The organism is uncultured Anaerobiospirillum sp. (genome assembly GCF_902485895.1).
Lineage (GTDB): Bacteria > Pseudomonadota > Gammaproteobacteria > Enterobacterales > Succinivibrionaceae > Anaerobiospirillum > Anaerobiospirillum succiniciproducens.
This window is the reverse complement of sequence record NZ_CABTML010000089.1, coordinates 1-11,462: the sequence shown is the minus strand read 5'-3', so window position 1 is coordinate 11,462 and position 11,462 is coordinate 1. Positions and strand designations below refer to the sequence as shown.

11 protein-coding genes are annotated in these 11,462 nt (G+C 43.6%); 8 read left to right on the top strand and 3 right to left on the bottom strand.

The features are described from left to right. Positions 1-184, top strand: a 184-nt coding sequence (locus RDO37_RS07280) for a hypothetical protein (protein WP_308498611.1), incomplete at its 5' end; no start/stop codon positions are given. Between the two features lie 340 nt (positions 185-524). Here RDO37_RS07280 and RDO37_RS07275 read toward each other — a convergent pair. The 3 genes from RDO37_RS07275 to RDO37_RS07265 form a co-directional block, all read right to left on the bottom strand. Then, a complete protein-coding gene (locus RDO37_RS07275; RefSeq protein ID WP_308498610.1) occupies positions 525-758 on the bottom strand; it encodes a hypothetical protein in 234 nt (77 codons plus the stop codon). A gap of 119 nt (positions 759-877) precedes the next feature. Then, positions 878-1,711 (bottom strand): hypothetical protein, encoded by an 834-nt coding sequence (locus RDO37_RS07270; protein WP_308498609.1) that lies wholly within the window; start codon positions 1,709-1,711, stop codon positions 878-880. A 447-nt stretch (positions 1,712-2,158) separates the two neighbouring features. Continuing rightward, complete coding sequence (locus RDO37_RS07265) at positions 2,159-4,246, bottom strand: glycogen-debranching protein (RefSeq protein WP_303073891.1); 2,088 nt, start codon at positions 4,244-4,246, stop codon at positions 2,159-2,161. A gap of 735 nt (positions 4,247-4,981) precedes the next feature. Between RDO37_RS07265 and nadE the strand changes: the two genes are divergently transcribed. The 7 genes from nadE (at position 4,982) to RDO37_RS07230 (ending at position 11,350) form a co-directional block, all read left to right on the top strand. Then, positions 4,982-7,021, top strand: coding sequence for an NAD(+) synthase (gene nadE, locus RDO37_RS07260; RefSeq protein WP_308498608.1), 2,040 nt, complete (start codon positions 4,982-4,984; stop codon positions 7,019-7,021). Positions 7,022-7,442: 421 nt separating this feature from the next. After that, a complete protein-coding gene (locus RDO37_RS07255; protein WP_345742456.1) occupies positions 7,443-7,853 on the top strand; it encodes a hypothetical protein in 411 nt (136 codons plus the stop codon). 55 nt (positions 7,854-7,908) lie between these two features. Continuing rightward, on the top strand, positions 7,909-8,505 hold the full coding sequence (locus RDO37_RS07250) for a hypothetical protein (protein WP_308498607.1): 597 nt from the start codon (positions 7,909-7,911) through the stop codon (positions 8,503-8,505). A 13-nt stretch (positions 8,506-8,518) separates the two neighbouring features. Further along, positions 8,519-9,073 (top strand): SUKH-3 domain-containing protein, encoded by a 555-nt coding sequence (locus tag RDO37_RS07245; RefSeq protein WP_308498606.1) that lies wholly within the window; start codon positions 8,519-8,521, stop codon positions 9,071-9,073. A gap of 96 nt (positions 9,074-9,169) precedes the next feature. Then, a complete protein-coding gene (locus RDO37_RS07240; protein WP_308498605.1) occupies positions 9,170-9,595 on the top strand; it encodes an Imm51 family immunity protein in 426 nt (141 codons plus the stop codon). A gap of 166 nt (positions 9,596-9,761) precedes the next feature. Then, positions 9,762-9,995, top strand: a complete 234-nt coding sequence (locus RDO37_RS07235; RefSeq protein WP_308498604.1) for a hypothetical protein — start codon at positions 9,762-9,764, stop codon at positions 9,993-9,995. Between the two features lie 152 nt (positions 9,996-10,147). Continuing rightward, complete coding sequence (locus RDO37_RS07230; protein ID WP_308498603.1) at positions 10,148-11,350, top strand: transposase; 1,203 nt, start codon at positions 10,148-10,150, stop codon at positions 11,348-11,350. Positions 11,351-11,462 lie beyond the last annotated feature (112 nt).

Genomic DNA, 11,462 nt, shown 5'->3' with positions numbered 1-11,462 from the left:
ATTCACTGCTGAGCGTACATACCACGATATTGGTGAGCTCTACTCAGGTCGTGATGGTGGTATTTTCAGTGCTGAACTCGGTGCTCAGCTGCAGCTCTTAAAGCAAATCAACCTGTCTGTTAAGGGTGTTGCCGATAGCCGTGGTGAGTTTGTTGGCAAGCTTGAGGGTAAGGTATCTCTCTAAGCCAAAATACAAGCCTTTATGGATGCTGCAAGTCTTTGCTTGTCATGAAAGCAACTGAATAGTTGCAGCATCATATCTTATCTCATAGCAATTGAACTTCTATCCCGGTCAATTGCCATAAGATCAATTAGCCCCGCATCTGCGGGGCTTTTTGCTATATAGGCGCTACAAACTAAATCTTGACAATCAAATCCCTTTAGCCGCATGGCTATAGCCATAAATGTTTGTTGCTTGCCATGATCTTTTGGTGGCTTACAAAGTAAAAAGCTAGTTTCAGATGAACCGAAACTAGCCTTGAGAAAGTCATTGCATCTGCCATTGCAGATCAATGCTTGAGCGATTAATCGTCGTCATCATCATCGTCGCGGTCGCGGCCCCAGCGGCGATCATCATCATCATCATCATCATCGTCGTCGTCATCGTCATAGCGACCATTGTCACCAGTGAAGATGGATGCGGCAGCATCGCCGATACCACGGAATCCGTCGTCATCGTCGTCAGCATATGAAGGGGCGGCAGCAAAGATAAATGCTGCAGTTAAGAATGCCCAGGCTAGAACCTTGAGTAGCTTCATGGCGGCTCCTTATTTTGCTAGAAAGTGGCTTTGGTTATAGCAGCTTGATGCTGCAAAATCGGTTTATGGATGCTGCCTATAGTTCCTGTCTTAACGCTATGAGCATTGCCTAAGCTTAATTAAAGCTCAGGTACGTCACTGCTGTTGCCTTGCTCTTCAGGCATTGGAGGAACGTCGGATACTTGTGTATCGGCAGCCATATCTTGCTCTTTAGCTTCACTTGCTGCGGCGCTATTGTCTACTATCTTAGTAGTTTGCGTCTCGTGAGCAAGTGGGGTCACAGTTAAAGTCAGCTCATCAATTGGGCCTGAGGTAAAGTAAGTCTCATAGCGATATGCTGAGCTAGTAACTGACATGTTTTCAAACACCTTGTCAGCCTCATTAGCATCAACGCGAGGAATAATGCCAAGAGAATCTAAGATGGCGTCAGCCTCTTCTTGTGTTGCAGATGGATTTGCCATGAGCTCACAAGCGAGGACAAAAGTTTGGAACGCATTAATGCTCTCTGGAGGGAAAGCATCTGGGTAGCGTGTTTGAATTTGAATATTATTCAGCTCTTTAGAGTTTGGACGAGCTACGCCCTTCATTTCTACAGCGGTAGAGAGTACTGCAATAAAGCCCTCAGGGGTGTCATTGGCATTAGCTGTAGGCAATGAGGTGTCTTTTTGATTAATCAGACGGTTAAAAGTCTCGCGGAAAGCAGCTGGATCTCTAAGTGGATTTTGCTCATTGACAGCCACTACAGCTTGAGACTCGGATTGGTTTTGCTGATACCAAGAGTAACCTGCTGATGCAAAGTAGTATCCAGCCAATACCAGAGCAAAAAGACGCAGATTACGACGAACTTTATCGCTCTTTTGCTGCTTTTCTTGATCAATCTGCTCTTGTGTTTTTGGTTTGCTATTACGCAAGTCTTGAACATTGCCTGATGGCGGAATTGGCTTAAAGGACATGTTGCACCTGTTTGAAAAATGTTTTGGCTCATAATAGCATCAAAGCCGCTCTATTAGGCCTAAGCAAGTCAAGATGTGTGACTAAGTCCGTGCTAGAGAATAATACGAGCACTCTTTGAGTGGTCTGTGCTTGCAAAGCACTGGTGATCTTAGGTTCATTTGCTCAAGATCATGGGCTACTATCAGCTTAGCTCAATCATACTGACAAAGACTTAGGCTTAGATTAGTTGAGATTATGGCAGATGGGATTTGGCGTTAGGCCTGATCTTATGGTCAGTTCGTAATGGCTAAGCGTGGTGGGGCATTGCTTTGCTCGTCGCGAAGCTAGATGCTATTTGAGAGAAGCTGGCAGCTTTTTGCAAGAAGGCTGCTGCTGATTGTGCTGAGTGGATGGTGGCCTGGCAAGCTATGGTTTTGGTGCCAGGCCGAGCTTATGGGAGCGGGCGCTTATATAGCAGGGGCTACCATGATGACTAAGGAGCGGGCTTTTACCTTAAGAAGGTCGCCGGCACAGTGACGTGGCATGTTAAAGATATTTACCACGTCCTCTGGATACTTGCTTGCAGTGTCTACTAACATGGACCACTGACGTTTGGCGTTGTGTGGCAGAGGAGGCAGTTCTACAGTTAAGTCTTCCCAATAGGCATTGACGAAGATGTAAGCATAAATTGAGTACTGACCCCAGTAGATCATGATGCCAACGGAGTGGGAATTGTCAGACCAGTCTGCTTGGAATGGTTTGATACCATGCCATTGGATCTTGGTGTTTCGCAGTGCACCATGGAGCATGGTGTAATTGCGTAAACGGCGATTTGAGCCAATGCGGGTGCGGATGGTACGACGACGAATCATCTGCTTAGTAAACTGCAGCATTTCTTCTTGTCGTTCATCTAAATTCCAATTCATCCAGGACAGTTCATTGTCTTGGCAGTAGGCGTTGTTGTTACCCTTTTGGGTACGTAAGATTTCATCACCCATGAGGATCATCGGTGTACCCATAGAAAGCACGGTAAGCGCAATCATATTCTTACATTGACGCAGACGCAGATCTAAAAGATTTGCATCATCGGTATCACCCTCAACGCCATAGTTAGCGGAGTAGTTAGCGTCATTACCGTCGCGGCCATGCTCACCATTATCGATATTGTGTTTGTATGAGTAAGACACTAAATCGTTTAAGGTAAAGCCGTCATGGCAAGTAATGAAGTTAATACTCTTTTGTGGGTCGATTTCACGCTCATTGTAAATATCAGGTGAGCCGATAAGTCTTAGTACAAACTTCTTAATGGACTGAGCATCACCACGCATAAAGGAGCGCACATCATCGCGGAATTGACCATTCCACTCACGCCACTTGGAACCTGCGATGTTGCCAAGCTGATATAAGCCACCAGCATCCCAAGGCTCAGCGATGATCTTGGCATCAGCAAGGCGCACGTTGTGGTCAATATCAAGCAAGGCAGGGGCATTTGGCAGCGGAGCACCGTTAGAGTCACGCGCCAAGATCGATGCAAGATCAAAACGGAATCCGTCAACATGCATCTCTTCATGCCAGAAAATAAGCGAATCTAAGATGAGCTTACGTACTACAGGATTGTTGGCGTTTAAGGTGTTACCGCAGCCAGAATAATTGTAGTAATCACCACGATCATTCATGATGTAGTAAGCACGCTTATCAAAGCCCTTGAAGCTATAGCATGGGCCGTTAGCATCGCCCTCAGAGGTGTGGTTATACACCACATCTAAGATAACCTCGATGCCGTTTCTATGCAGGGCCTTTACCATGTCACGAAACTCATCTAATGGACCCATGATGGATTTATCAGAAGAGTAAGCTTCATGTACGGCAAAGAAGCTCATTGGGCAATAGCCCCAGTAGTTAAACTTGCCTGGTAGTGCGTCGTATTTATCAAACTGATAAACAGGCAGCAGCTCAACTGCAGTTACGCCTAACTCAACTAAGTGTGGAATCTTTTCAATCAGACCACGATAAGTACCGCGAATGTCCTCATCTACGCCTGAGCTTTCATGAGCAGTAAAGCCCTTAACGTGCATTTCGTAGATCACGGTCTTGGTCAAATCATGCTTTGGAGCGCACTCAATACCCCAGTCATATTCGGTGGTATCAACGACTACTGAGCGGGCAGCACAAGATAGGTTTTCTGCCTCATCATTGCCTTGGAAGCGCTTGTAGTTCTTAGGAAAGAGCATACGCTTGCCATAAGGATCCACAAGCACTTTGCCAATCTCAACATTTTCTTTGGATTGCTTGTATGTACCCACAGCCTCACGTACTCGCCAGGCGTAAACTTGACCAGCGCCAATGCCTTTAACAAAGACGTGCCAGTAGTAAACTGAGCGATAGATTGGAGATGAGAGCTGAATAACTGTTGGGTCAGTATCTTCTACGTCCTTGAACAGTAATAACTCAATGACAGCTGCAGCAGGGCAGTAGACGGCAAAGTTAACGCCGCCTTTTTCAATAGTTGCTCCTAACGAGCTGCAATGTCCTTGGGAAATAACATACTGATTCACAATTCCTCTCCATTGCTTGTGATTGGCTAAATAAGATGTACAGCCTCGGCTTGATAAGTTAGGTGAGACCAACATTGGGCGCTCTTTGATCTTGCTGTTAATTGCTCCTAGACAAGAGACAACACAGCGTCACAATGCCTATGTGGTCATAACACTACACACCACCATGCACAGCTACATTTCAAGCCATGCTCAACTCAAGGTAGCATTAGTTCGTGAAAATTTGATTAACTCAGCTTATGAGAACAAAATTAATCAAGAAAGCTATGAGGCTAAGCAGCTAACTAAGTTAGCTTAAGTGCAACAAACGCATTCAAGCAATAGTGCTCTAGTATAGTACGGGTGCACACAACAGATGCGTAAATGTAACGCACTTGCCTAGCTAAATACATCTATGACAGATTAATCTAACGCTTGTTCTAAGTCAGTTTGACGCGTCATATTGTGCCATTGTTCTTAGTAAAAGCAAGCAATAATATCTAATTGTGCGGCCGATTTATTGTGGCTGTATTTTGCCCAAATTTGGCCGTGTAGTGGCCATTTTGATGCAGTACTTTGAGGCAAACTATTAAAAAAAGCGATGACGCCTTAAGATAAGTGGTAGCAACGTCTCTAGAACTCTTTTGCAATAGCATGTCACTAGCATGCTAAATGGATTAAACTAGAACGATGCAGTGGCACTTAATGGTGCCTGAATGCAATGTGTTAATAGCGTCGAGCAAAAGACGAGGATTTATGGTAGAGCTTAGTTTTGATAAGGCCGCAGCCTTAGCCCTAAATTGTCATGCACTTGGTGTGAAGCGTAATCTAGCTGCTATAGCACAAGCAGTAAAAGAGGCCGTGGATCAAGGGAAAAATGCACTGTTCTGTGGAGAACTGTGCGTTAGCGGTGCTGAGTGTGACGATATGTTCTTAAGCCCTGCCTTTATCTCTATGGTTAAAGCTGAGGTAGAGGCGTTTGCTAAGGATCTACCTTTAGACTTTATCGTGGGCTTAGGCATGCCAGCGGTGATGAGTCCTGATTCCTTTGAGGATCCTCAAGCCTTTGCCGAGTCGATTGCGGTAGGCTCTGATGAGGATGAGGATGAAGGGGCATCTCACGGCTCTGAGGGCCCACTTGGTTCAGCTTATGTACTTGTTTCTCGTAACGGTATCGAGTTTTGCGCACCATCGAAGCTGCAGCCTGAGTCATCACGCATTGATACCTCCATGCGCTACTTCTATCAAGCCTATGAGTTCCCAGGCTTTAGCCTTACTCATGGTTATGTAGCTACTATTGGCAATAAGAAAATCTTAATTGCTTTTGGTGATGTCAACTTCTTTGCCTCAGAGATGATGCAAGAGTACGTAAACTCCCACAAAGATGAGTTTGCATACATTGTTGCTCCAGAGCTGTACACATATGAGGTCGATGCTCCGCAAAAGCATGAGCAGCAAGCTTTAACTTTAAGCGCCATCTTAGATTTACCATTAATTAGAGTGAATAACTTAGGCTGTGAGGCCGGTGGTAAGCTCTACGATGGTCAGTGCTTGATGATTAAGGACAATGAAGTAGTCTCTCGCTCTGTCCTTTTCTCCTTTAGACCATATGAGATCACCGATATCAAGACTGGATCAGAGCCAGCTTTAGAGCAGTACGATGAGATGCTCAAGGCAGTGGCTATCGGTCTTTGGGACTGGATGAGAAAGACTTACTCTAAAGGCTATGCTCTGTCCATGTCCGGCGGTGCAGACTCGGCTTTATGTGCCACTTGCTTTGCGCTCTCTCAGGTCTATGCCATCAAACACTTAGGCGTCGAGAAATATGTAAGCGAGCTTAAGAACTTAGGCGTTAAGTTTGATTACGATGCCTTTACTGAGGAGGTAGTCTCCTACGCAGGCTTAGGCCCATATCTGTCAGCTACTAATTCCATCATTATGGATCAGGTAATTGATGCAGTTAAAAAGCACATTATGCCGCAAGTTCTGTACTGTGCTTATCAAGGCTCTGACTACTCAGGCTCTGTAACTGAAACTGCAGCTCGTCAAATGAGTGAGTGCTTAGGCGCGACCTTTAAAAAGTGGTCGATCTCATCAAGTGTTAAGAATTATATTGAGACGGTTCAAGGTGCGCTTGGCTATGAGCTGTCTTGGGAGAGTGATGATTTAGCCTTGCAAAATATTCAGGCACGTTCTCGTTTGCCTAGTATTTGGCTCCTTGCCAACCACAAGGGCTTTTTACTCATGGCCACCTCTAACCTCTCAGAGGCTGCCGTAGGTTATTGCACTATGGATGGTGACACAGCTGGTGGTGTTTCTCCAATTGCCGGTATTGGTAAGAGCAATATCCTTAAAATCAATCGCTATATCACCGCTCAAGGTATTGCTCTTGATGGCTTTGATCAGCGCTTTAAGGTGCCTGCCATGTCCTTTATCGTCGCTCAGGCTCCAACTGCTGAGTTACGTCCAGGTGGCGAGCAGACTGATGAAAAAGACCTGATGCCATATCCACTGTTAGATACTATTCGTCAGCTCTTTGCCCTCAAGCGCCTCATGCCTGCTCAGATTATCGATGAGCTCATTGCAGGTAAGGACGAGAAGTACAAGGCAGTAACCACTGACCTTAACTTAACTGATGCTGACATCACACGCTTTGTAAACCGCTTCTTTGCGCTCTTCCGTCGCAATCAGTGGAAGCGTGAGCGTTTTGCCACAGGCTTCCACATCGAGAAGGACGATTGCTCGCCATCATCTTTCATGCGCTTCCCAGTACTGAGCGACTCCTTACTCGACTAGAGCAATGCAACCAATCTTGCTTGCTCGACTAGCGCATAAGCACCAAATGTCGCTTGCTTGCTTGTTCGTCTAGCGCATAAGCACTCCATAGAAAGTACCAATGTACTTTCGCATGAGAGCTCAAGTAGTACCACTGTACTCGAGCTTGATGTCTGAGTTTAGTTACTAAATTCTAAGCAAAGCCTTATCCCACAAGGGTAAGGCTTTTTTTGAAGCTGAAAAAGACACTTTAATTGAGCCTAATATTGGCATAATTGTGGTAGGTGCCATAGTTGGAACTATAGTATTGAGCTTTGATGAAAGGGAGTCGAGGCATTTATATCGGGCATGGTATTTATCTTTGGTATTAACTCGATAATGCTTTTGCAATTGGAAAGGTGCTTTTCATGCATTGAGAGATAGGAGCTAGTAATAGTTGGCTATGGAAAAAGCGCTTGCTGTTAATACCTGTTTAGGTATTTTGAAAGGAAGAGACTGCATTTATCTAGACGAAGTGAAACAAGATGATGCAAACAATCTGACCTTTAAAGGTGGCATTAATGGTCATCTCATATCCGTGCACCAAGATGTACAAGAATGGTTTACATACACACTCACCTTTCGACAGGTAGTGGCCTATTTTTGCTGTGAATTGGAAACATATACTAACTATCTTGGCGGCAAATTTCAGTATGTCAGCTCCTTTGATGTGATCGAGGAGAGTCACTTGCTTAAATCTTTGCTGTTAAGTGATGACTTGAATAAAGGAATCTATCGGCACTATCGACTGTTTACTTATGATGAAGTCTTCAACATCATTGCGGCGTCGTATGAGTTTAAAACAGATAGTTAAATCCATTGCGTCCTTAAAGCCCTCTTAAGGTGCTATCAAAGAATGGGTAGTGGTTATGAGACGAAATCAGCATCAGTTAGAACATGTGCCAACACTTTTGGTTCAGCATATTTGTCTTGAATGGAGTAAAGACTGTCGAGGAGGGAATGCTGCGCAACAGCGTAGTCAGTATCCCAAAGCAATGCAATTGCCAAAAGACTTATTATCTTATGATTATGTTGGTCTACCTGCACATTTTGTCTATATCTTACAGAGCCCCGATGAGTTTAAGGTTATTAATAACTGCCATAAGCTGATGGAGTGGAAGTCTAATGGAACAATGCGTCTTGCTCCTTTTGAACTAATTCAGCAGGATCATAGAATCCTAGTACAATACCGATATGATTGGCATATTGGTGCGATGCCTGAGCGACATATTTACGATAAGTGTGGACAGATTCAGCCGCTCAAAGAGTTGGCATTGGATTTATCTTATGGGGATTTCGGGCAAGCTGTCTGTAATGGGCGCTTTAGCGACGTGGATACAGGACAGTGGTATTACAAACTGAACATTTTGAATGTGATGCTGCTTAAAGAGCCTACTGACTCATTGACCTGCTTTACAGACAGGAAACCTAATAAGGTATATGCCAAGCTCGACCATTTGTGGTGATGGAGGAAAGCTCATGATCAAAGAACGTATCCCACTTAATGGCGATCTTTCAAGCAAGGTCGAGAAGTTATTGGAATATGCAGGATGGTACGAAGGGCGCAAAGTAGACATATCTATTGCTCAACAGTACTACTCTGAGCATGGCGTCATAATGATGAAGTCTACCGAACGGTTTTACCAAAAGTATTTTGGCCTATGCTGTGAGTGGTACTTGGCGCAGACAAAACTAAAATGGGCGGCTGATTTTCAATTTGCATTATTCCCTTACTTGATCAACGGCATCAAAGATCATTTAGAGGATGCCTATTTTCGGGATATGTCTGGCTGTGAACTAAGCGAGATCGAGCAGTTTGCTAATGAAGCATGTCAGCCTATCGGTCATATCGGCTATTACTATCCTGCAGAAGTCTGGATTTCTCAGCATGGAAAGTTGTATGCAAAATATGAGTATCAAGACGAGATTGAGTGCTTTTCAGATATTCATGCTCTGATCGAGCGAGAGTTAAGGCAGTGCAAGTTTGATTCTGTAGCCATGAAAACCGTTAAGGCACTTGATGGGAAGCTGTGATACTGGCAATTAAGCCACTTAATCAACATGATGGGAAGCTGTGATACTTGCAATTAATCCTCTTCATCCACTAGATAGGAAGTTGTCACAATCGCTATGAAAGACTTGCATCAATACGGTAATCGTCCTGATGATGAGTGGGAGGTATTGCCATGGATTGTTGATCCTAGGCCGCCTTTTAATATTTGGGTAAAGCCAGAGCAGATTGCGCCATTCTTTTTGAGCCCCCACTATCCTTATGCGATCTCACTGCTTTTGAAAATTAATGATGATTTTTGCGCAGAAGAATTTAGCAAGTTAGGATTGACTGGCAGTAGTGAAGATTGGGAACGGCTTGCTCGTGGCGTGATCTTGGATTTTGAGAGCAACAACAGCGGTGTGAATCTGTTTCATTTTGATTCAGATGAAGATGTGTTCTGCGTATATTCCCAATACATCGACGACTTGATGATTCTGTCAAAAATGATCAAGACAGCTTGTTATAATGAAAACACCATGAGGACTGTTCTTGGTCTAGCTTAGCTTGGCCACGATTAGTTAATAGCATGGATTCTTGTTTGTCTGTCGTTGTTTCATGAGGCGTATTAGCAAGAGCTTTATTAGCGATGGGCTATATTGGCGATAGATGTATAGCAACGCTCTGCTGAGTCTTGACCGGATGATCGCAAGCAGATTTATGGGCTATCACATGGCTTGCAAATATGAGATTGCTGGCCAAGAGGGCCAATGCAAATTGTTCGGGGTGAACATCTTTGACTACAGATGGCTAGCAACTGGCAATAAAGTCGAAGTTAAAGACCCAATCTATCAGCGCGAGCATATCTTCATGATATGGCAGGTCGAGATTGATGGACAGATCTACCAATTTGCAGCAGGGGAGTTTTCAAACGGTGTATGGGGATTCTATTTGCAAGAGAAGTGATCTTGATTTCCCGAGTTGATTTTGGGGCTACGATTATTTGATACCTGTTAGTCTTTAAGATAAACGGCTTATATATCATAAAACTTTAAAATGGAGTTGTTAGATACTCCATTTTTTTATAAAATGTAGCCCTAAATAATTGAGGCTACAACATGTACATTGAATACAACATACTTAATGGGGCAGAATATGCCCGCCTAAGATTGTCTGTACGTAATGGCGCGACTGTGTCACACCATAAGAGCATTACATTAGGCAGAGTATTAGATAAACAGAGGATGATATTTAAATCTCGTGAGCATGGTGTATATCAGTACGATATAGCAACTGGTAAACGAATGCCTCCACCAGAGGACTTTGATATAAAGGCCGTAAGAAAAAACGCACGAGAGATACTCATTGTAGATTTCGGTAACGTCAATTTTTTCCAGAAGTACATAGAGAGGAAGAATCTAAGGTCAGTAATCGACTCTGTAGGATATGGTAACCCTGACAGCTTTAATTCATTACTTAGCTACTATCTGCTTGAAAGAGCTAGTAATGCCCATGCAGAAGACTGGTACGAGGGAAGCTATACAAAGATACTTTACCCAAAAGCCCTTATGCAGTCGCAACAGATTAGCGATATGCTTGAAGCATTAGGCGATGAGAATGTGTATAGACACTTTTTATCCTCATATATTGCATTCATTAAGCAATCGACAAAAGAAGCATCAAATGGAGCTATTCTGATTGACAGCACTGGTTTGCCTAATAGTAGCCGTCTTCCCGTAACAGCGATTAGTAGCCACAATGGTGAGATCAACAATGAAGTACGATTGATCTATGTCATGCAGAGCGGCACTGGTCTACCTATATACATGAGATATGTTTCAGGCAACATAGTCGACATTTCTACCTTACTAACCGCTATAGCTGAGCTTAAAGCTATGAAAGTGGATACTAAGTTCGCAATTCTGGATGCAGGATATCTAACACTTGATAGCATTGATGTTTTGCTAGAGAACAAAATATCCTTCTTATCAAGACTCAAGAAAAACTGGACACTATACAAGCAGATTATTAAAGAGCATTTAGCGTCTTTAGAGCAGAAGGCTAATATGCTCCTATATAACTGTCGCATTGTTTACTTAAAACGAATCCAAGCTACACTACCCTCCGGTAAAACCGTGTATGCCTACTTGGGTATTGACGATGACAGAAGATGGTCAGAGAGAAAACAAATCGCAAAGACTGCAGATGAGGATGAGCTAAGCGTAGATGATATTCAGGCTAAGCTAGAAAAGGTTGGCGTCTTTATGCTTTTATCTTCACGAAGAATAGCTACAGCTGACATTGGGGAGCTAAATCAATAATTTCTTGTTTCATGCTGATTTTAATTTTTTTAAAACTTAATTTTCGCTGACTCTAGACTCTTTAAAGGCTGTTCTCATATCAACTATGGCGTTATAGATAAACTCACTGTGT